The organism is Enterobacter cloacae complex sp. ECL414 (assembly GCF_021869685.1).
In the GTDB taxonomy this organism is placed as follows: domain Bacteria; phylum Pseudomonadota; class Gammaproteobacteria; order Enterobacterales; family Enterobacteriaceae; genus Enterobacter; species Enterobacter kobei.
This window is the reverse complement of the sequence record NZ_CP091481.1, coordinates 1,132,620-1,153,598: the sequence shown is the minus strand read 5'-3', so window position 1 is coordinate 1,153,598 and position 20,979 is coordinate 1,132,620. Positions and strand designations below refer to the sequence as shown.

At 56.6% G+C, this 20,979-nt stretch carries 22 protein-coding genes; 13 read left to right on the top strand and 9 right to left on the bottom strand.

Annotated elements, in window-relative coordinates:
* Positions 1 to 2: 2 nt before the first annotated feature.
* The 3 genes from fimC to fimA form a co-directional block, all read right to left on the bottom strand.
* Positions 3 to 695 carry a type 1 fimbria chaperone FimC gene (gene fimC, locus L3068_RS05310; RefSeq protein ID WP_014882844.1) on the bottom strand — a complete coding sequence of 231 codons (693 nt, stop codon included), beginning with the start codon at positions 693 to 695 and terminating at the stop codon, positions 3 to 5.
* Between the two features lie 34 nt (positions 696 to 729).
* A complete protein-coding gene (gene fimI, locus L3068_RS05305) occupies positions 730 to 1,275 on the bottom strand; it encodes a type 1 fimbrial protein subunit FimI (RefSeq protein ID WP_014882843.1) in 546 nt (181 codons plus the stop codon).
* A gap of 67 nt (positions 1,276 to 1,342) precedes the next feature.
* On the bottom strand, positions 1,343 to 1,906 hold the full coding sequence (gene fimA, locus L3068_RS05300) for a type 1 fimbrial major subunit FimA (RefSeq protein WP_014882842.1): 564 nt from the start codon (positions 1,904 to 1,906) through the stop codon (positions 1,343 to 1,345).
* Between the two features lie 309 nt (positions 1,907 to 2,215).
* Between fimA and folD the strand changes: the two genes are divergently transcribed.
* The 5 genes from folD to L3068_RS05275 all read left to right on the top strand — a co-directional run bounded on the left by folD (position 2,216) and on the right by L3068_RS05275 (position 6,783).
* A complete protein-coding gene (gene folD, locus L3068_RS05295; RefSeq protein ID WP_014882841.1) occupies positions 2,216 to 3,082 on the top strand; it encodes a bifunctional methylenetetrahydrofolate dehydrogenase/methenyltetrahydrofolate cyclohydrolase FolD in 867 nt (288 codons plus the stop codon).
* Position 3,083: 1 nt separating this feature from the next.
* A complete protein-coding gene (gene ybcJ / locus L3068_RS05290; RefSeq protein ID WP_004143016.1) occupies positions 3,084 to 3,296 on the top strand; it encodes a ribosome-associated protein YbcJ in 213 nt (70 codons plus the stop codon).
* A 283-nt stretch (positions 3,297 to 3,579) separates the two neighbouring features.
* Positions 3,580 to 5,079, top strand: a complete 1,500-nt coding sequence (locus L3068_RS05285) for a PTS transporter subunit EIIC (protein ID WP_014882840.1) — start codon at positions 3,580 to 3,582, stop codon at positions 5,077 to 5,079.
* Positions 5,080 to 5,165: 86 nt separating this feature from the next.
* A complete protein-coding gene (gene malI / locus L3068_RS05280) occupies positions 5,166 to 6,182 on the top strand; it encodes a Mal regulon transcriptional regulator MalI (RefSeq protein WP_117581131.1) in 1,017 nt (338 codons plus the stop codon).
* 73 nt (positions 6,183 to 6,255) lie between these two features.
* Positions 6,256 to 6,783: a metal-dependent hydrolase gene (locus L3068_RS05275; RefSeq protein ID WP_117581133.1), complete on the top strand. Its 528-nt coding sequence runs from the start codon at positions 6,256 to 6,258 to the stop codon at positions 6,781 to 6,783.
* 89 nt (positions 6,784 to 6,872) lie between these two features.
* Here L3068_RS05275 and cysS read toward each other — a convergent pair whose 3' ends face one another.
* Positions 6,873 to 8,258, bottom strand: a complete 1,386-nt coding sequence (gene cysS / locus L3068_RS05270; protein ID WP_014882837.1) for a cysteine--tRNA ligase — start codon at positions 8,256 to 8,258, stop codon at positions 6,873 to 6,875.
* Between the two features lie 175 nt (positions 8,259 to 8,433).
* On the opposite strand from cysS, the gene ppiB reads away from it, so the two are divergent.
* The 5 genes from ppiB to mnmH all read left to right on the top strand — a co-directional run bounded on the left by ppiB (position 8,434) and on the right by mnmH (position 12,504).
* Positions 8,434 to 8,928, top strand: a complete 495-nt coding sequence (gene ppiB, locus L3068_RS05265; RefSeq protein ID WP_236904780.1) for a peptidylprolyl isomerase B — start codon at positions 8,434 to 8,436, stop codon at positions 8,926 to 8,928.
* Between the two features lie 3 nt (positions 8,929 to 8,931).
* A complete protein-coding gene (gene lpxH / locus L3068_RS05260) occupies positions 8,932 to 9,654 on the top strand; it encodes a UDP-2,3-diacylglucosamine diphosphatase (RefSeq protein ID WP_063861238.1) in 723 nt (240 codons plus the stop codon).
* A gap of 111 nt (positions 9,655 to 9,765) precedes the next feature.
* Positions 9,766 to 10,275, top strand: a complete 510-nt coding sequence (purE, locus tag L3068_RS05255) for a 5-(carboxyamino)imidazole ribonucleotide mutase (RefSeq protein ID WP_014882834.1) — start codon at positions 9,766 to 9,768, stop codon at positions 10,273 to 10,275.
* Positions 10,272 to 11,339: a 5-(carboxyamino)imidazole ribonucleotide synthase gene (gene purK / locus L3068_RS05250; RefSeq protein WP_117581135.1), complete on the top strand. Its 1,068-nt coding sequence runs from the start codon at positions 10,272 to 10,274 to the stop codon at positions 11,337 to 11,339. The genes purE and purK overlap by 4 nt, the downstream gene beginning before the upstream one ends.
* A 94-nt stretch (positions 11,340 to 11,433) precedes the next feature.
* The gene (mnmH, locus tag L3068_RS05245) at positions 11,434 to 12,504 is read left to right on the top strand and encodes a tRNA 2-selenouridine(34) synthase MnmH (protein WP_117581137.1); all 1,071 of its coding nucleotides are present in this window, start codon (positions 11,434 to 11,436) and stop codon (positions 12,502 to 12,504) included.
* Positions 12,505 to 12,591: 87 nt separating this feature from the next.
* On the opposite strand, the gene L3068_RS05240 is transcribed toward mnmH, so the two are convergent.
* From L3068_RS05240 to ybbA, 3 genes are all read right to left on the bottom strand, one after another.
* Positions 12,592 to 13,737: a porin gene (locus L3068_RS05240; RefSeq protein WP_014882831.1), complete on the bottom strand. Its 1,146-nt coding sequence runs from the start codon at positions 13,735 to 13,737 to the stop codon at positions 12,592 to 12,594.
* Between the two features lie 182 nt (positions 13,738 to 13,919).
* Positions 13,920 to 16,334: a putative ABC transporter permease subunit YbbP gene (ybbP, locus tag L3068_RS05235; protein ID WP_117581139.1), complete on the bottom strand. Its 2,415-nt coding sequence runs from the start codon at positions 16,332 to 16,334 to the stop codon at positions 13,920 to 13,922.
* A complete protein-coding gene (gene ybbA, locus L3068_RS05230) occupies positions 16,331 to 17,017 on the bottom strand; it encodes a putative ABC transporter ATP-binding protein YbbA (RefSeq protein ID WP_014882829.1) in 687 nt (228 codons plus the stop codon). The genes ybbP and ybbA overlap by 4 nt, the downstream gene beginning before the upstream one ends.
* Here ybbA and tesA point away from each other — a divergent pair.
* From tesA to L3068_RS05215, 3 genes are read left to right on the top strand one after another with little or no spacing between them, the layout of a single operon-like run.
* On the top strand, positions 16,988 to 17,611 hold the full coding sequence (tesA, locus tag L3068_RS05225; RefSeq protein ID WP_014882828.1) for a multifunctional acyl-CoA thioesterase I/protease I/lysophospholipase L1: 624 nt from the start codon (positions 16,988 to 16,990) through the stop codon (positions 17,609 to 17,611). The two genes, ybbA and tesA, sit on opposite strands and share 30 nt — an antisense overlap.
* Positions 17,612 to 17,639: 28 nt before the next feature.
* Entirely contained in the window at positions 17,640 to 18,410 is a 771-nt protein-coding gene (locus L3068_RS05220; protein WP_014882827.1) for an SDR family oxidoreductase, read from the top strand.
* A 58-nt stretch (positions 18,411 to 18,468) separates the two neighbouring features.
* Positions 18,469 to 19,323 carry a co-chaperone YbbN gene (locus tag L3068_RS05215; protein WP_117581141.1) on the top strand — a complete coding sequence of 285 codons (855 nt, stop codon included), beginning with the start codon at positions 18,469 to 18,471 and terminating at the stop codon, positions 19,321 to 19,323.
* Between the two features lie 86 nt (positions 19,324 to 19,409).
* Here L3068_RS05215 and fetB read toward each other — a convergent pair whose 3' ends face one another.
* Together fetB and fetA are read right to left on the bottom strand one after the other, a co-directional pair.
* The gene (gene fetB, locus L3068_RS05210; RefSeq protein ID WP_023336832.1) at positions 19,410 to 20,192 is read right to left on the bottom strand and encodes an iron efflux ABC transporter permease subunit FetB; all 783 of its coding nucleotides are present in this window, start codon (positions 20,190 to 20,192) and stop codon (positions 19,410 to 19,412) included.
* Positions 20,185 to 20,856: an iron efflux ABC transporter ATP-binding subunit FetA gene (gene fetA, locus L3068_RS05205; RefSeq protein ID WP_014882824.1), complete on the bottom strand. Its 672-nt coding sequence runs from the start codon at positions 20,854 to 20,856 to the stop codon at positions 20,185 to 20,187. Before fetA ends, fetB begins: the two co-directional genes overlap by 8 nt.
* Positions 20,857 to 20,979: the final 123 nt, after the last annotated feature.

The following is a 20,979-nucleotide window of genomic DNA, read 5'->3' as shown; positions in this document are numbered from 1 at the left end:
ACTCACAGGTTGACGCTACGCGCCGGTGTAATGGCACCGTAGTCGTTCACGCTCTGCCATGAGAGCGTACCGCTGGCACCGGCTGGCAGCACCTGCTGAGCCGAGTTTTTCGGTGCCACCATCAGGTTCTCCAGCGTCTGACCGCCCAGCTTCAGGTTGACCAGGGTGATGTAGTAAGGAGACGCATTGCTGACCTTGAGATGGTTACCAACGCGCTCAAAACGCAGTTGAGAGAGTGCCTCTTCTGGCTGCATCGCCAGATTATTCGGGCGTACAAACAGTTTGATACGCGAAAGGATCGCCAGCTGCAGCACGTTATTGTTTTCTGTTTTTGCTTTGTTCACTGACGGGATCGCCTTCACGTTCATGTAAAAGAGCGACTCGCGATCGGCGGGCAGCGCTGGCCCGGCGTAAATAATACGCAGCGTGTTTTCACTGTCCGGCTCGCTAACAAACAGCGGCGGCGTGACGGCAAAGGTTTTCTCCTTCTGCCCGTTTGCATTTTCGATCCACGCGTTAATTAAATAGCGTTCTTGTTTATTGCTGTTGGTGATCGCCAGCGACGTTTGCTTTGCATCCGCCGGGTAAATAACGCGTGTGGCCCCCAGCGCAATACCGCCGGAAGCATTCGCGCAAGTAGAAACCATCATTAAAATAAACGATAACATCAGTCCTGGTTTAATTAGCATATTCATCAAAACCGTACCTTTAATAATGTGTTCGCAGGTGTTATGGATAAATCAACGTAAACCAGACATCCGACTGAATATTGCCTGGCACGAGGTGTTCGGAAATAGCGCGATAGCGGGCGCTAAAATGAAATGCGAGCTCGCTGGTATTCACCGGCAACCAGCTGACGGCCGTTGCATTTGGGATAATCTGACGTTGCTGTTCATCAAAAAGCGCCAGTCCCACACCGCTGCTGACAGGTGTTTCGCCTGGCCGCGATGTCGCCAGAAAAACCTGCGGATCTTCCTCTGGTGTAACACCCTGAAACTGGATCCCTACGGTGCGCGAGACATCCACGCTGCAATCCAGCAGTCGCACGGTGAAGGGCACGTTAACCGTTGAGAAACTGCCCACACCGGAAAATGAATTGGTTCGGTACTGCCCCATGTCGATGCGCATATTCTGGCTGTCGGGCGCCACGGCGCAGCCGCCGTTTACCAGCTCCCCGCGAAGATGCACTTTGCCACCGTCGATCACCACGGTATGTGCCGATGCCGGGCCAGCCATCGCAAGGGTTAACAGCAGTAGTGTTCCAGTCCTTGTCATCCTTCATTCCTGGCATTTGCGTATGACGGCCTCATCCCTGAGGCCTGAACATCCTTGTGCGAGGGAATTATTCGTATTTCATTACGAAGGTGGCGTCAGCGTTCGCCTGGCCTGGCTCGGTGGTCGCAGCCGTTGATTTATAACGCGCGGTGAATTTCAGGGTGTTAGTCCCTTCAATCAGCGTCTGAGCGGCAGAGAAGGTCGCACCGTCTGGGGTCAGCACGCTGGATTTGCTGTCGAGGATCTCGATACCCACGCCTTTTGCGGTGTTGTCGTTGTTACCGGACGTCACGGCCAGCAGGGTTTTGTCGGTTGGGTCGATCTGACCGGTGAAGGCAACCGCAGCGGTTTTAGCGACCAGCGGATCGCAGTCATTCAGCTCAATGTTGAATGGAATATTAGAGGTGGTGTCGCCCACTTTGGTGAATTTCGCGGTACGATACTGACCGAGATTAACGGTCTGCTCGGAAGAATCAGTATTTACTGAACAAGCAGCATTAACCAGTTCACCTTTAAAATGCACGGTACCGCCATTTACGGTTACCGGCGTGGCTGGATCTTCAGCATGAGCGGCACCCGCGACCAGGGCCAGTGTAGCAATAACAGTAGAAGCAATGTTGCTGAGTTTCATGTCTATTCCTTTAAAATGTAAATAACCCTTCCCGCGAAAATCGGGAATAAGAAATACGTTCAATTGATTAATTGAAAGCTTATTTCGGAGGAGACAAAGTAGCGCAGGAATAGGTTTTTAAATATGTCAAAACGCTGCCATTTCGCCAGGTCACATCCTAATACTGTCTAAGAAATTGACCACCCACTAAGAAGGGTTTTTGCGTCTCGCTGATAAAAACGCGTAAAGGGTGACTGACAGCGGCGCTCGCTTCTGACAAAATACAGGCAATCCCCCCTTTCAAACGTTACAGACGGAATCATCTCTCTGATGGCAGCAAAGATAATTGACGGTAAAACGATTGCGCAGCAGGTGCGCTCTGAGGTCGCGGAAAAAGTGAAGGCGCGTAAAGTTGCCGGAAAACGCGCTCCCGGGCTCGCCGTTGTGCTGGTTGGTAGCAACCCGGCATCGCAGATTTATGTCGGTAGCAAGCGCAAAGCGTGTGAAGAGGTGGGGTTCGTCTCCCGCTCTTACGATTTGCCTGAAACCACCAGCGAAGCGGAACTGCTGGAACTGATTGACACCCTGAACGCCGATAAAGAGATCGACGGTATTCTGGTTCAATTGCCGCTGCCAGCAGGCATCGACAACGTGAAGGTGCTGGAGCGTATCGCTCCGGATAAAGACGTTGACGGTTTCCATCCGTACAACGTGGGTCGTCTGTGCCAGCGCGCGCCGCGTCTGCGCCCATGTACCCCGCGTGGTATCGTGACGCTGCTGGAGCGCTATAACATCGACACTTACGGTCTTAACGCCGTTGTCATCGGTGCGTCCAACATCGTGGGCCGCCCGATGAGCATGGAGCTGCTGCTGGCTGGCTGCACGACCACCGTGACCCACCGCTTCACCAAAAACCTGCGACACCACGTCGAGAACGCCGATCTGCTGATCGTGGCGGTTGGCAAGCCGGGCTTTATTCCTGGAGAGTGGATCAAAGAAGGCGCAATTGTCGTGGACGTCGGTATTAACCGTCTGGAAAACGGCAAAGTGGTCGGTGACGTAGTATATGAAGATGCGGCGGCACGCGCCTCTTACATCACGCCAGTACCGGGCGGCGTAGGCCCAATGACCGTAGCAACACTGATTCAGAATACGTTGCAGGCATGCGAAGAGTATCACGACGTAGAGGACGCGTAAGATGGCGACATTTTCATTAGGTAAACACCCGCACGTAGAACTGTGCGATCTGCTGAAGCTGGAAGGCTGGAGCGAAAGCGGTGCGCAGGCCAAAATCGCCATTGCCGATGGACTGGTAAAAGTCGACGGCGCGGTGGAAACCCGCAAGCGCTGCAAAATTGTCGCGGGCCAGACCGTGAGTTTTGAAGGACAGAGCGTGACGGTTACGGCCTGAGCCGTCTGATGCCCGGTGGCGCTGCGCTTACCGGGCCTACGTACTGTCTCCATTTGTAGGCCGGGTAAGGCGAAGCCGCACCCGGCAATTTCTCTCACCATCCCCCCACAATCATCACGGTTAATTATCGATCAACTTCAAATAATCACTATTTCATCTGTTGAAAGGTGAGAATTCAGTTGCGCGTTTTTCAGGCTTTCTCCACGATAAGTAGAACGTTCTACTAAAACGTTCTACTTACAATAACAGCGCCCAAAAAAAGCGCTACTCGGGGGAAATCAGCATGGGTCTGATATCAGGGTTTGTTAAATCGCTGTCTAAGTTATCGATGATTGGTCGCGCCTTAATGCTGCCAATTTCACTGCTTCCCGCTGCGGGCCTGCTGCTGGCCTTCGGCGACAAGTTCCATCTGCCGCTGATGATGAACGCGGGCGGGGTGATTTTTGACAACCTGCCGATGCTGTTCGCCATTGGCTCCGCCGTGGGCCTGGCGTCAGAGTCCGGTATTGCGGCGCTCTCTGCGGCGGTCTCGGTGTTTGTCACCAACATCACCATCAGCACCGTGCTGAGCATCACGCCGGAAATGGCCTCGCAGGGCGGGAAATACGCCATGGTGGTCGGCATACCAACGCTGCAGATGGGCGTCTTCGGTGGCCTGATCTGCGGTATCCTTGCGGCCTGGTGTTTTAACCGCTTCCACACCATGCAGTTGCCGGAGTTCCTTGGCTTCTTCTCCGGTAAGCGCTTCGTGGCGATCGCCACCGCGTTCCTCTCGTTCCTGATGGGGCTGTTGCTGCCGTACGTCTGGCAGCATATTCAGGCCGGTATCGACGCACTCTCGGTGATTGTTAACGGCGATAACCAGGCGGCCTCGACCTTTATCTTCGGCCTGGTGGAGCGTGCGCTGATCCCCCTCGGTCTGCACCATATCTGGTATCCGTCGTTCTGGTATTCGTTTGGGGATTACACAACTCAGGCAGGCCAGGTGATACATGGCGACCAGACCATCTGGTTCAAGATGCTGGAAGAAGGGGTGAAATCCTTCAGCAGCGACACCTACCAGAACGCCGGTAAATTCATGCAGGGTGAATTCCCGCTGATGCTGTTCGCGCTGCCTGCGGCGTGCCTGGCGATGTATCACGAAGCCCACACGAAAAACAAAAAGATTGCGGCCGGTATTCTGTTCTCGGCAGCGCTCACCTGCTTCCTGACGGGGATCACCGAACCGGTAGAGTTTACCTTTATCTTCGTGGCGCCGATTCTCTACGTCTTTAATGCCATCATGGCGGGCCTGGCCTACATGACCATGTACCTGTTGCATGCGCATATTGCCAAATCGTTCTCGGCGGGCTTTATCGACTACCTGTCGTTTGGGATCCTGCCGTCCTTTAACGGTTACAAGACCAACTTCCTGAATGCCATTATCATCGGCATTCCAATGGGGCTGATTTACTACTTTACGTTCCGCTTCGTGATCCGTCGCTTCGACGTCAAAACCCCGGGTCGTACCGATGTCACTGCCAATGCAAATGACAAGTCCGATTCCGAACTTGCCACAGAGATTATCAGCCTGCTGGGCGGCGCGCAGAATATTGATTCCGTTGGCTCCTGCATTACCCGCCTGCGTCTGGAAGTGGCGAAAAGCGAGGCAGTGGATAAAGACGGCCTGAACGGACTCGGCGCCCGCGGCGTGGTCTTCGTTGGCGACAACGGTATTCAGGTGATTTTCGGTGCCAGAGCACAGTTTATCGCCCAGACCATGTCCACCATGATTGGCAAATAATAAGATGCCGGCGTGATGCGTCTCCTGTACGCTGGGGGACGCATTACTTTATCTGGCTGATAATCGGTTAATTTCAGGGAGCGGTTTTGAAGAAAGTCAGCATTATTGATGTCGCAAAGCACGCGGGCGTCTCGGTCTCGACCGTTTCACTGGTGCTGCGCCAGAAAGGGAAAATCTCAGAGGCAACGATCGGGAAGGTCAACGCCGCCATCACGACGCTGGGCTATGTTCATAACGTCGCCGCTGCCAACCTTCGCGCCAACACCTCTAATTTAATTGGCCTGATCCTGCGGGACTTCAGCGACAGCTTTTCCATCAAGGTGATGGCGAGCATTGTTCAGGAGCTGGAGAAGCAAGGCTATATGGTGTTTCTCGGTCAGCCACTGAATGACCGTGAGCATCTTGAACGCACCCTGCTCTCGTTTAAGCAGCAGGGCGTGGCGGGTGTCATCTATCTGGCGTCCGACACCCGCACCGCAACGCTGCCGGAACACATTCGCCACTGCCCGCTGCCGTTGGTGGTCGTTTCCCAGTCGTTGCTGGATGAAAAATGTAACCTGGTCATGCGCGATAACCGCCAGGCCGCGAACCTGGCCGCGCGCTATCTTATCGAGCGCGGACATCGCAATATTGCCTACATTGGCGGGCGCGACGGCTGTCTTCTCCGCGAGCAACGTCTGCTCGGTTTTCGCAGTGCCATGACGCAAAGCGGGCTGGTCTGGCGTGACGAATATTCTCCCGCCTGCCCCGATGATACCCAGGCGGCGGCGATGGTAACGCGCCAGTTGCTTGAGAAGAACAACACCATCACCGCCCTGCTCTGCCACTCCCCGGATGCCATGCTCGGCTCCATCTCAGGCATTCACCAGGTGGGGCGTACGGTGGGTAAAGATGTGTTCCTGACGCAGCAGGTCGCGCTGGTCGGTTTTGAAGATATGCTTCACGTTAACCTTACTTCACCGTCGTTGACCTATGTCTCCTCAGCGAGCGATGAAACCGGGCGTCAGGCGGCAGGGCTGATTATCCGTAAGCTGAAAGAGCCGGATCTGCAAACGCAACGCATCACCCTCTCCGGGCAGCTTATCGCACGCGAGTCGGCGTAAAATCAGAATATAGCACAGCGTATTTTCCGCCATTACCCTGCTATATTTCCATGATTTGCCATGGATAAATGCAATGCCTACCGTTATCACTCACGCAGCTGTTCCCCTTTGCCTGGGCTTAGGCCTGGGAAGTAAAGTTATCCCTCCCCGCCTGTTATTTGCCGGAATTGTCCTCGCCATGCTGCCGGACGCCGACGTGCTGGCGTTTAAGTTCGGCGTCGCTTACGGCAATGTTTTCGGCCATCGCGGCTTTACCCATTCCCTGCTGTTTGCCTTTGTGGTGCCGATACTTTGCGTGCTGATTGGCCGACGATGGTTCAAAACTCCTCTGACGCGCTGCTGGCTTTTTTTGACCGTGTCACTGCTGTCTCACAGCCTGCTGGATTCCGTGACGACCGGCGGAAAAGGGGTCGGCTGGCTGTGGCCGTGGTCAGATGAACGCTTCTTTGCCCCGTGGCAGGTGATAAAAGTCGCGCCGTTTGCCCTGTCGCGCTATACCACGCCGTACGGACATCAGGTGATCATTTCAGAGTTGCTGTGGGTCTGGCTGCCGGGAGTGGTGCTGATGGGGTTTCTGTGGTGGAGAAAACGTGCGCGCTGATGCCCTCACCCCGGCCCTCTCCCACAGGGAGAGGGAGAAAACCTAACAATTCCCTCTCCCTGTGGGAGAGGGTTAGGGTAAGGGGAAAATTACTTACGACGCCAGGTGGTGCCCTGCGGGCCGTCTTCCAGAATAATCCCCATCTCGGTCAGACGGTTACGTGCCGCATCTGCCGCCGCCCAGTCTTTCGCCTGACGCGCTTCCAGACGTGCCTTGATCAAGGCTTCAATTTCCGCCACTTCGCCGTCGTCCGCCTGCGCACCGCTCTGCAGGAAGGCGTCTGGCTCCTGCTCCAGCAGGCCGAGCACGGAAGAGAGCTTACGCAGATGAGAGGCCAGCGCATTCGCCGCCGCCATATCTTCTGACTTCAGACGGTTCACTTCGCGCGCCATATCGAACAGCACAGAGTAGGCTTCCGGAGTATTGAAGTCGTCGTTCATCACCTCAACAAAGCGGGCTTCGAAGGCGTCGCCGCCTGCGGCAGGAACAGACTTGTCGGTACCGCGCAGCGCGGTATACAGACGTTCCAGCGCCGAACGCGCCTGCTTCAGGTTCTCTTCGCTGTAGTTCAGCTGGCTGCGATAGTGGCCGGACATCAGGAAGTAACGCACGGTTTCCGCATCGTAATACTTGAGCACGTCGCGCACGGTAAAGAAGTTGCCCAGCGATTTTGACATCTTCTCGCGGTCAACCATCACCATTCCGGAGTGCATCCAGTAGTTCACGTACTCGCCGCCGTGGGCACAGGTGGACTGCGCAATTTCGTTTTCGTGGTGCGGGAACATCAGATCCGAACCGCCACCGTGAATGTCGAAGTGTTTGCCCAGCTGTTTGCAGTTCATCGCGGAACATTCAATGTGCCAGCCCGGACGCCCTTCGCCCCACGGAGATGGCCAGCTTGGCTCACCCTCTTTGGACATCTTCCACAGCACGAAGTCCATCGGATTACGCTTCACGTCGACCACGTCCACGCGGGCCCCAGCCTGCAGCTGATCCAGATCCTGACGGGAAAGCGCACCGTAGGTCGGGTCCGTTGGCACGGAGAACATCACGTCGCCGTTATCCGCCACATAGGCGTGACCGCGTGCGATCAGCTTCTCGGTGATCTCAATGATTTCGTGAATATGGTGAGTTGCACGCGGCTCGCTGTCCGGACGCTGAATGTTTAAAGCGTCGAAATCTTTGTGCATCTCGACAATCATGCGATCCACCAGCGCAACAAAACTCTCGCCGTTTTCATTCGCGCGTTTGATGATTTTGTCGTCGATGTCGGTGATATTGCGGACGTACTTCAGGTTGTAGCCTAAAAAACGCAGGTAACGTGACACCACGTCGAAGGCAACGAAGGTGCGCCCATGGCCGATGTGACAGAGATCGTAAACGGTAATACCACACACGTACATGCCGACTTCCCCGGCATGAATAGGTTTAAATTCCTCTTTTTGGCGCGTCATTGTATTAAAGATTTTTAACATCGAAGATTCCATGTAAACACGTGTGTGGGTTGTTTGTTCCCTATAATACCTATAATTCGGAATAGGATCAGCACACAATGCAAGGTGATCGCGTCCTGTGGTTATGCTATAACAAGCCCCTATATGTGACCCGAACGCGGGTCGACGTACCACAATAACGGAACAGGATGCAAAAATGGTTACTTTACACACTAATCATGGCGATATCGTAATCAAAACCTTTGATGACAAAGCGCCTGAAACAGTTAAAAACTTCCTGGACTACTGCCGCGAAGGTTTCTACGACAACACCATTTTCCACCGCGTGATCAACGGCTTTATGATCCAGGGTGGCGGTTTTGAACCGGGTATGAAGCAGAAAGCGACGAAAGAAGCGATCAAAAACGAAGCCAACAACGGCCTGAAAAACACCCGTGGCACGCTGGCAATGGCCCGTACCCAGGCGCCTCACTCCGCGACCGCGCAGTTCTTCATCAACGTGGCTGATAACGACTTCCTGAACTTCTCCGGCGAAAGCCTGCAGGGTTGGGGCTACTGCGTGTTCGCAGAAGTGGTTGAAGGTATGGACGTGGTCGATAAGATCAAAGCCGTCTCTACTGGCCGCAGCGGCATGCACCAGGACGTTCCTAAAGAAGACGTTGTGATTACAAGCGTGACCGTTAGCGAGTAATTCGTGGCGACACTCTTTATTGCGGATCTGCATCTGCAAACAGAAGAACCGGCGATCACCGCCGGTTTTCTGCGTTTTTTACGCGGTGAAGCGAAAAGCGCCGATGCGCTGTACATCCTGGGCGACCTGTTTGAAGCCTGGATTGGCGACGATGATCCTGACCCGCTGCATCGTGAAATCGCCTCCGCCATTAAGGCGCTGGTTGATTCCGGTGTCCCCTGCTATTTCATTCACGGCAACCGTGATTTTCTGCTCGGCAAGCGCTACGCCCGCGAAAGCGGCATGACGCTGCTGCCGGAAGAACAGGTGCTCGACCTCTATGGCCGCAGGCTGCTGATTATGCACGGCGATACGCTCTGCACGGACGATACCGGCTATCAGGCGTTTCGCGCCAAAGTTCACACCCCCTGGATCCAGACGCTGTTTCTTGCCATGCCGCTCTTTATCCGTAAACGCATCGCAGCCAGAATGCGTGCGGGCAGTAAAGCCGCTAACAGCAGTAAATCCATGACCATCATGGACGTCAATCCGCAGGCCGTAGTGAGCGTAATGGAAAAACATGGGGTTCAGTGGTTAATCCACGGTCATACCCACCGCCCTGACGTTCATTCCCTTCTTGCCAACGGCGAACCGGCCCATCGCGTTGTACTGGGTGCCTGGCACAGCAAAGGTTCCATGGTCAAAGTGACGCCTGAGGGTGTTGAGCTGATTGCGTTTCCGTTTTAATGTTTTTTCGCCTGGTTTACGACCGCGCAACCGTTTTCCTTGCCCGTATAACATGCTATTCTCTGTGCCCTCGAAAGCAGTGTGTTTCGCACCACAGGAGTTTTAAGACGCATGTCTTCCCGCAATAATCCGGCGCGTGTCGCCATCGTGATGGGGTCCAAAAGCGACTGGGCTACCATGCAGTTCGCCGCCGAAATCTTTGAAATCCTGAATGTTCCGCACCACGTTGAAGTGGTCTCCGCGCACCGTACACCGGACAAACTGTTCAGCTTCGCCGAAAGCGCCGAAGAGAATGGCTATGAGGTGATCATTGCCGGTGCGGGCGGCGCAGCACATCTGCCCGGCATGATTGCCGCTAAAACCCTGGTACCGGTTCTCGGTGTCCCGGTCCAAAGCGCCGCGTTAAGCGGTGTGGATAGCCTCTACTCCATCGTCCAGATGCCGCGCGGTATCCCTGTCGGCACGCTGGCGATTGGTAAAGCGGGTGCGGCTAATGCCGCCCTGCTGGCGGCGCAAATTCTTGCGACGCACGATAAAGCATTACACCAGCGTCTGGCGGAGTGGCGTAAAGCCCAGACCGATGAGGTGCTGGATAATCCAGACCCGCGGGGTGCGGCATGAAGCAGGTTTGCGTCCTCGGTAACGGCCAGTTAGGCCGCATGCTGCGCCAGGCCGGTGAACCGCTGGGTATTGCCGTCTGGCCTGTCGGGCTGGATGCCGAACCGGAAGCGGTACCGTTCCACCAGAGCGTGATCACCGCCGAGATCGAACGCTGGCCGGAAACCGCGCTGACCCGCGAGCTGGCCCGCCATAACGCCTTCGTTAACCGCGACGTGTTTCCGATCATTGCCGACCGTCTGACGCAAAAGCAGCTGTTCGACAAGCTCGGTCTGGCGACCGCGCCGTGGCAGCTGTTGTCCGATAAAGGCGAGTGGAATGACGTGTTCGCGATGCTGGGCGAGCTGGCGATCGTGAAGCGCCGCGTCGGCGGCTACGACGGCCGCGGCCAGTGGCGTCTGCGTGCGCACGAAACCGCGGAGCTGCCGGACGACTGCTACGGCGAGTGTATCGTTGAGCAGGGCATCAACTTTAGCGGCGAAGTGTCCCTGATTGGCGCACGCGGGCATGACGGGCACACCGTCTTTTATCCGCTGACGCATAACCTGCATCAGGACGGCATTCTGCGCACCAGCGTCGCCTTCCCTCAGGCAAATGCCGACCAGCAGGCGCAGGCGGAAGACATGCTCTCAGCCATAATGCACGAGCTGGGTTACGTGGGCGTGATGGCGATGGAGTGTTTTGTTACTCCATCCGGCCTGCTGATCAACGAGCTGGCGCCGCGCGTGCATAACAGCGGCCACTGGACGCAAAACGGCGCCTCCATCAGCCAGTTCGAGCTCCACCTGCGTGCCATCACCGATCTGCCACTGCCGCAGCCGGTCGTGAACAGCCCGTCGGTAATGATCAACCTGATCGGGACCGATCTGAACTACGACTGGCTCAAGCTGCCGCTGGTGCATCTGCACTGGTATGACAAAGAGGTCCGCCAGGGTCGTAAAGTGGGTCACCTGAACCTGAACGATAGCGACACGGGCCGCCTGAGCGCCACCCTGGAAGCCATGATCCCTCTCCTGCCGCCGGAATATGCGAGCGGCATTGTCTGGGCTCAGTCAAAGCTTAAATAAGCGATAAGTGCCGGGGAGTTGATCTTCCCCTTCCCCGGCCTCTCCTCTCGCGCGTAAAATCCCCGCCATTGCTGGTTTTATTTCTGGAATACCCATGAACGATGGAACGGACTATCGCGCAATCCTCGCGTCTGATATCCCTTTAATCGACGTTCGCGCGCCGATAGAATTTGCCCAGGGCGCGATGCCCGCCGCCCTTAACCTGCCGCTGATGAACGACGACGAACGCGCCGCCGTGGGCACCTGCTATAAACGTCAGGGCCCCGAGGCCGCACTGGCGCTCGGCCACAGTCTGGTCAACGGCGAGACGCGTGAGGCGCGCATTAACGCCTGGCGTGAAGCCAGCCTTGCTCACCCTGAAGGTTATCTCTGCTGCGCGCGCGGGGGCCAGCGTTCACATATCTCACAGACCTGGCTGAAAGAGGCCGGTGTCGATTACCCGCTGATCCGCGGCGGCTATAAAGCCCTGCGCCAGACGGCGATTCAGGTGACGATTGAGCAGTCGCAAAAGCCGATGGTGCTTATCGGCGGCTGTACCGGAAACGGGAAAACCCTGCTGGTGAAGCAGCATGCGCAGGGTATCGATCTGGAAGGGCTGGCGCACCACCGCGGTTCGTCCTTTGGCCGCACGCTCACTCCGCAACTGTCCCAGGCCAGCTTTGAAAATCACCTTGCCGTCGAGCTGTTAAAAAAAGATGCCGCACGCTGGGTGCTGGAAGATGAAGGTCGAATGATTGGCTCCAACCACCTGCCGGAGTGCCTGCGCGACCGCATGAATGAAGCGCCCATCGCGGTTGTCGAGGATCCGTTTGATATTCGTCTTGAGCGTCTGCGCGAAGAGTACTTCGACCATATGTGGGCGGATTTTTCTGCCGCTTATGGTGAAGAGGCCGGCTGGAAAGAGTACAGCGCGTATCTGCACCACGGACTGTTTGCCATTCGCCGCCGCCTGGGGCTACAGCGTTTTGCGGAACTGACAGCCCTACTCGATTCCGCGTTGCTTGAACAGCAACGGACAGGCTGCACCGAGGTTCACTTTAGCTGGCTTGCGCCCCTGCTTAACGACTATTACGACCCGATGTACGGCTATCAGCTTGAGAAGAAAGCGGAGAAGATTATTTATCGCGGCACGTTCGCAGAGGTTGCGGGCTGGTTGAATCGCTGAAAAAAGCCGGGTGGCGGCTACGCCTTACCCGGCCTACACGTGCTTTTGTAGCCCCGGTAAGCGCAGCGCCACCGGGGAACAGACGACTTAGAAGTCGTAACGCAGACGCACCAGGTTCATGTCGCCCAGGTTGTCGGTGCTGGAGGTGAACACGTGTTCGTAATCCACGCGGAAACCGTAATCCAGCTGGAAGCTGATACCCACGCCATTGTCGATGCGCTGGTAGTTACGGCCATTCACATACTCAATGCGGTCGCCCATGAAGTAAGGCTGGATGGATTTCACCGCATACTGGCCGATCGGGAATTTATACCCTGCGAAGTATTCAATACCCCACGCGTCGCCCGCAAAGTAGTCGTTAACAGACACTTTTTTGGTGGTCAGGAAGTTCTGATACCAGCCGCCGCCTGCGGAGAAGGTCCAGTTGTCCGGCGTCCAGCTCAGCGCAGTACCGAGGATGTTCTGGTCGTAGGTTTTGCTGTCGCCGTTGTCCGGGTTACGCATGTCCGCACGGGTGTAGTTCCACGCTGCGCCCCAGGTCAGGTCGGTGGTCAGGTGGTAATCCAGGCCCAGTGAACCGCCGCCTTTACGCTTATAGCGCAGGCCGTTACCCGGCAGGTATTCGCTGTCTTCAAACAGGTAGGATGCATAGATATCGGCATCACCCACGGTTTTCTTGTATTTCAACATCTGGCGTGAACGGTAAGAACCGTCGTAGTCGCCATTGATCCCGTTACCTGGTGCCTGAGCAATCATGTCGTAGTCCCAGATATCGGTTTTCGCGCCCACCACATCATAGTAAACGCTGTTCTGTTGACCGAAGGTCAGCGTACCCCAGGTATCGCTCTTCAGGCCGGTGTAGAGCATACGGCGAGTGGTATCGTGTGCGCCGTCTGCATAGTGATGATCCCAGTTAAACTGGGCAGGGATGTTCACACCCAGTTCGTAGTAGCTTATCCAGCTAATATCATCAAACAGGTAGTAATCAGCCGCGAAACGGAAACGGGTACCACCGTCAAAGCCGTTACGTTTGTAGCTGTTTTTACCGTCGTCGCCGGTCATGTTCTGGAACTGAGGACGAATGCTGCCGCCAACGGTAAAGTTCAGACGGCTCAGCGGGTTACCCGCCTGCGGATCCTGTTTAAGAACGGTGATTTCCGCCTGAGAAGCGAAGGTCGTTAATGCCACTGCCGCGCCAATCGTTACCGCCAGCGCTGATTTTTTTATAGTCATTATTTTTCCTTAATAGACACGCTGCTAAATATCTAGCGGGTGAATATTAACTGGAAATAATCGGGCTGTGTGGACGGGTTTTTAATGTTTTGTGCTACTAAATACGTGGGTATTATCACTTTGTGCTTTTAAAATATTGCACACCGGCATAAAAACCGGCGTGCAATTATCACGGAGCTGGATTACCCCATAAACTGCCGGAACAGCGCTTTGCCCCTTAACAGGCGCGTTCCGAGCCAGCCCCCGCAGAGGGAGAGCAGCACCGCGCCGCAGAGAGGCAGAATCAGCCAGAGACGCCAGTCAGGCTCCCACGGGAAGTCGAAGACACGTGTCTGCAACACCGCCAGCGCCGTCTCGGCGCCAATCGCGGCCACCAGACCGGCCACCAGCCCCAGCAGCGCAAACTCGCTCCAGAGCGTCATCCGCAGCAACCGCTTCCCGGCCCCCAGCGTGCGGTAGACCACCAGCTCCTGATGGCGCTGACGCATGCCCACCTGCACCTGGGCCAGCAGCAACAGCACGCCGCAGATGGTCACCAGCACCACCATGACCTCCAGCGCGCGGCTCACCTGCTCCAGTACCTGTCCCACCTGCTTCAGGATCGCCCCAATATCCAGCAGGCTGACCGTCGGGAATTCCCGGTTAAGCTGCGTCAGCATGCCGTTGCCATTTTCCCAGCGGAAGCTGGTCAGCCAGCTTTGCGGCTGTCCATCCAGCGCCCCCGGCGGGAAGATAAAGAAGAAGTTGGGCCGCAGGCTTTCCCAGTCCACCTTTCGCAGGCTGGTGACTTTGGCGGTAAAGTCCTGGGTATCGCCGGTGAAGGTCACGCTGTCCCCGAGCTTCACGTTCAGGCGCGCCGCCAGCCCTTCCTCCATTGATACCTCCCCCACTTTCGGCGGCCAGGTGCCTGCCGTGATCGGGTTATGGTCGGGCCGTTTCTCCTGCCAGGTCAGGTTAAGCTCGCGGTTCAGCGACTCGTCCTTGTTCCCCTCCGTCGACCGCCCGTTGATTTGCGTCAGACGGGCGCGAACAATCGGATAAAACGACTCCGGGACAATATGATGCTCAGAGAGGAAACCCTTCAGCGGCGTAACCTGCTCAGGCGCGATATTGATCAGAAAATAGTTCGGACTTTCCGGGGGAAGCTGCTGCTGCCAGCGATCCAGCAGATCGCCCCGCAGCACCAGCAACAGGGCCAGCAGCATAAACGACAGTGAAAACGCCGACAGCTGGCTGAGCGTAGACCAGGGCTGATGCAGCAGACGATTAACGGCCAGGCGCACGGGCAGCGATTTCACTGTCAGCCTCTTCAGAACGTTGAGCAGTATCCAGCCCAGTACGCCGCACAGCAGCGCCAGCACAACCGCACCGGCCAGCACCGCCCACAGCAGCGTGCTGCCGCCCATCAGCCAGGCCAGCAGCCCCACCGCGACCGCAATAATCACCGGAAGGTAGAACTTCAGCGGCCAGACGTTCGCCACCACATCATTACGCAGCACGCGCAGCGGCTGCGTCGCGAGCAGCAGCCGGTAGGGCCGCAGCCCCACCAGCACCGAGATCACGACCATCGCGCCAATCGCCCACAGCCACGGCCAGAAGCTGGCGGGTGGCAATGCGGACGGAAGCACCGGTTTTAACATCACCATCAGCAGTTTTTCAAACAGCAGCCCTATGATTCCGCCAGTGAACACTGACAAAACCAGCAGCATTAGCCACTGGCCGACGATCAGCTTGCGCAGCTGCGCCCGTCCCGCGCCGAGGGTTTTAAGGATCGCCACCCGATCGTAGCGGCTGCGGCAGTAATGCCCCATCGCCACCGCCACTGCCGCTACCGCCAGCAGCAGGGTTAAGAGTGCCGAAAGCAGCAGGAACTGCTGAGAGCGCTCCAGAGATTTACCGAGCGCCCCCTCGTCCTGCTCCAGCCCGTACCAGCGGTGCTCCGGTTTAAGCTGCGGGAGCAGCCATTTTTCATACGCATCAAGCTGGGCTGGCGTGCCGCCAAACTTGTAGCGCCAGGTGACGCGGCTGCCCGGCTGGACAGCATGGGTTGCCGGAACATCCGCCGTGTTCATCAGCAGGCGTGGCGCAAGCTGGAAGGGGTTAAAGCCGGAGTCGGGCTCCTGCACCACCTCCCCGGCAATTTTCAGCGTGGCATCGCCCACGTCAATACTGTCACCGGCTTTCAGGTTCAGAAGCGCCATTAAACGCGATGCCAGCAGCACCGTGCCGGGCATTGGTTTTAACCCCGGCGGACTGGTTTGTAAGTCACCGTACATCGGGTAGACATCATCCACGGCTTTCACGCTGGCGAGCTGCGGCGTGTCTCCCGCAAAGGTCATGGTCTGGAAGGTGATTTGCTCCCCCACCTTCAACCCTGCTTTGTGCGCTTCCTCAATCCAGCCCGGCGGAACAGGACGCGAGCTTTGCAGCGCCCGGTCCCCGGCCATAAATTCCCGGCTCTGCTGGCTGAGCCCTTTTTCCATACGGTCGCTGACGCTGCCGAGCGCCAGCACGCAGGCCACCGCCAGGCTTAACGCCAGCCAGACAATCAGCAGCGAGGGCGAGCGCCACTCGCGCCAGAACCAGCGGGCAATCATGCTTCCTCCTGAAGCGTACCGTTGACCAGCCGCAGACGCCGGTCGCAGCGGGCGGCCAGCTGCGGATCGTGGGTCACGAGGATCAGCGTGGTACCGTGTTCACGGTTAAGCGAGAACAACAGATCCGCGATTTTGTCGCCGGTTTTACGGTCAAGGTTGCCGGTGGGTTCATCAGCAAACAGCACTTCCGGGCGGCCATTAAAGGCGCGCGCCAGCGCCACACGCTGTTGCTCCCCGCCGGAAAGCTGTGCGGGAAGATGGCTGAGGCGCTTGCCCAGACCGAGCTGTTCCAGCAGCGCCTTCGCATGGGCGCGGCTTTCGCGACTCTTTTCACCGCGCAACAGCGCCGGAAGTTCGACGTTCTCCAGCGCGTTCAGCGTGGGGATCAGCATAAAAGACTGAAAGACAAACCCGATGTGGCGCGCACGCAGCGCAGCACGCGCCTCTTCATCAAGCTGGTGCAGCGGCTGCCCGACAAGATGAACCTCGCCGCTGCTCCCGTCGTCCAGACCGGCCAGAATCGCCAGCAGCGTGGACTTGCCGGAACCGGATTCGCCAATCAGCGCGATGGTTTCAGCGCGTTTGACAACGAGTTCAACTCCAGTAAGGATGGAAAGCTCGTGTTCCCCCTGACCGACGGACTTCTTAAGACGATGAACTTCAACACTGTTTTCCGCTGGCATTTGCCCTTCCTGTTCTTGATTCTGATGACCTTCCGCGCGGCGGCAGCGGACACGTTACTGATTCTTGGCGACAGCCTGAGCGCGGGCTATCGCATGGCGGCCAGCGCAGCCTGGCCCGCTCTGCTCAACGATAAATGGCAGAGCAAGACGACGGTTATCAACGGCAGCATCAGCGGCGATACCTCGCAGCAGGGCCTGTCGCGCCTGCCAGCGCTACTCAAACAGCATCAGCCGCGCTGGGTGCTGGTTGAGCTTGGCGGCAACGATGGATTGCGCGGTTTCCAGCCTCAGCAGACGGAACAGACGCTGCGCACCATTTTGCAGGACATCAAGGCGGCAAACGCCCAGCCGCTGCTGATGCAAATTCGCCTGCCCGCTAACTACGGTCGTCGGTATAATGAAGCCTTTAGCGCGATCTACCCTAAGCTTGCCAAAGAGTTTGATATTCCGCTGCTGCCATTTTTCATGGAAGAGGTCTATCTCAAACCCCAGTGGATGCAAGACGACGGGATCCACCCCAATCGCGATGCGCAGCCGTTTATTGCCGACTGGATGGCAACGCGGCTGGCTCCTTTAGTTAAACATGACTCCTGATTAAGCGGAGATCCTGACAGGTAAAGTTATGCAAAAATCGGTCTTAATTACAGGATGTTCCAGCGGAATCGGTCTTGAAAGCGCGCTCGAATTAAAGCGTCAGGGATTTCGGGTGCTGGCGGCCTGCCGCAAACCCGACGATGTCGAACGCATGAACGGGCTGGGCTTTACCGGCGTGCTGCTGGATATGGACTCCCCGGAAAGCGTCGAACGCGCCGCCGATGAGGTGATAGCCCTGACCGACAATCGTCTGTACGGGCTTTTTAATAATGCCGGTTACGGCGTGTATGGCCCGCTGGATACGCTCTCGCGCGAAACGCTGGAAAAGCAGTTTTCAACCAACTTCTTTGGTGTCCACCAGCTCACCATGCGTCTGCTCCCCGCCATGCTGCCGCACGGCGAGGGGCGTATCGTGATGACATCGTCAGTTATGGGTCTGATATCAACGCCCGGCCGCGGCGCCTACGCCGCCAGCAAATATGCGCTGGAGGCCTGGTCCGACGCCCTGCGCATGGAGTTACGTCACAGCGGCATTAAGGTCAGCCTGATTGAACCCGGCCCGATCCGCACCCGCTTTACCGAAAACGTTAACCAGACGCAGGCGGATAAACCGGTCGAAAACCCCGGCATTGCCGCACGATTTACGCTCGGGCCCGAAGCGGTGGTTGCCAAAGTGCGCCATGCTTTTGAGAGTGAACATCCCAAAATGCGCTACCCGGTAACGCTGGTCACCCATGCCGTTGGCTGGTTAAAACGTCTGCTACCGGGCCGGATGATGGACAAAATTTTACACGGTTGAGTTGAAGCGACAGCGCTCACCCCCATGTAAATAACAAACCGATAAAAGAGAAGGCCGCATGTCCGTACAGAATATCGTCAATATTACTGAAGCAAACCTGCAACAGATCCTCGAACAGTCGATGGCAAAACCCGTGCTGTTCTACTTCTGGTCTGAACGCAGCCAGCACTGTTTACAGCTGACGCCGGTGCTGGAAAGCCTTGCCGCGCAGTACAACGGTCAGTTCATTCTTGCCAAACTGGACTGTGACGCAGAGCCGATGGTGGCGTCTCAGTTTGGTTTGCGCGCCATCCCTACCGTCTACCTGTTCCAGAACGGTCAGCCTGTTGATGGCTTCCAGGGGCCACAGCCGGAAGAGGCCATTCGCGCCCTGCTGGATAAAGTCCTCCCGCGCGAAGAAGAGCTGAAAGCGCAGGAAGCCATGGCGCTGATGCAGGAAGGCAAATACGACGAGGCGCTGCCGCTGCTTAAAGACGCGTGGCAGCTCTCGAATCAGAACAGTCAGATTGGCCTGCTGCTGGCGGAAACGCAGATTGCTCTGCACCGTTCAGAAGACGCCGAAGCCGTGCTCAAAACGGTTCCCCTGCAGGATCAGGACACCCGCTATCAGGGGCTGGTCGCGCAGATTGAACTGCTGAAACAGGCGGCAGATACGCCGGAAATTCAGCAACTGCAGCAGCAGGTCGCTGACAACCCGGCCGATGGGGCTCTGGCAAGCCAGCTGGCGCTGCAGCTGCATCAGGTGGGGCGTAACGAAGAAGCGCTTGAGCTGCTGTTTAGCCATCTGCAAAAAGACCTCGCTGCCGCAGACGGTCAGGCGCGCAAGATGTTCCAGGAGATCCTGGCCGCGCTGGGCACCGGCGATGCGCTGGCGTCGAAGTATCGTCGTCAGCTGTACGCGTTGCTCTACTAACAAAAAAATGCCCGGTGGCGCTTCGCTTACCGGGCCTGGAAAAGTGCGGATCTTAGGCCGGGCAAACGCAGTGCCGCCCGGCATAATCACCGCACGTTTTTCAACTGCGTCACCACCAGTTGATGGCGCGCGTTGTAAAACTTCCGATAGGTCAGGTAACAGGCAATGATGGTGGACAGGCTTGCCGTTGAGAGCAGCATAAACGTCACCATAATCTGATACTTAATCGCTTTTACCGGATCGATACCGGCAAAAATCAGCCCCGACATCATGCCCGGCAGGCTCACCAGCCCAACCGTTTTGGCTGAATCTACCGTGGGGATCAGCGATGAGCGAATGCTCTCACGAATCAGCCGCGCGGAGGCCACTTTAGGCGTCGCTCCCAGGCTTAATTTCTCCTGTAGCTGCTGCTGTTCACTGCTGAAGCGCTGGCCGAGATTGTTATAGCACAGCCCGACGGCCACCATGGCGTTCCCGGCAATCATCCCTGAGATAGGGATAACCTGCATCGGCGTAAACTCAATTGAGCCGGAAAGCACCAGTACCGCCAGCGTTAATGCGGTTCCGGTGGTAATGGCGATAAACGACGAGACAAACGCCTTATCGATGTATTTACTGCGCTTTTGCGCGTTCCACGCCGCATTGAAACAGATAAACAACACCATCAGCAGCGTCAGCACCGCGTGGTTGACGTTGAAAATATACTTCAGCACATAGCCGACAATAATGAGCTGAATCACCGCGCGGCAGATACTCCACACAATGTCCTTTTCCAGCCCCAGCTTTTCACGGTAGCTGACGACAATCGCGATCAGCACCAGCACCATCGAAAACGCCAGGGATTCGTTCGTAATATTGTGCTCACCCACGGTTTGCCTCCTGCATTTTTCCGCCATGCGGCTGGAGCGTCAGTACGTCATCCGCATGGGTAATTTCGTTAGCGTCATGCGTCACCCACAGCACGGCAATATTCTGCTCGCGGACGTAACGATGAATGATTTCATTGACGTTGCGCTTGTTGGCATCATCGAGCGCGCTGGTGATCTCATCGAGCAGTAACACCTTCGGTAAGAACTGCAGATTACGGATCAGCGAGACGCGCTGCTTTTCGCCGCCCGACAGTTCGGAAACGGACTTTGTCAGCGTGTCCGGCGGCAGATTGAAGCGTGCCAGGTCGGCGGAAAACCGTTCAGGATCGGGCGTCTTATGTCGGATCTGCCAGGGGAAAAGCAGGTTATCGTACACCGTGCTGTCGAACAGGCTCGGGGTTTGCACCGAATAAGAGACCTGCTGGCGGTAAGCCTCGGGTGAAAGCGTTGAAATATCCTTCCCCTCAAAGAAGATCTTTCCCGACGTTGGCGTAAGCAGCGACGCAATGATTTTAAGCAGCGTACTTTTCCCGCAGCCTGAGGGGCCGGTAATCAGTCGAAACTCGCCCGGCAAGAGGCTAAAACTGACATTATTCAGAATGGTGGTACCGCCTGTGCGGTAGCCCACGTCCTCAATGGTTAATACCGCGCTGTTATCCTTCATGTGATCTTCTGCCTTTATCCCAATAATGAGCAGTAGTTTACGGCGATGAGTGATAATAAAGCGACTTTCCTCGTATACTTAGGATCAACAAAAAGTGATTTCATTTCTGCCATAGCATGCAAA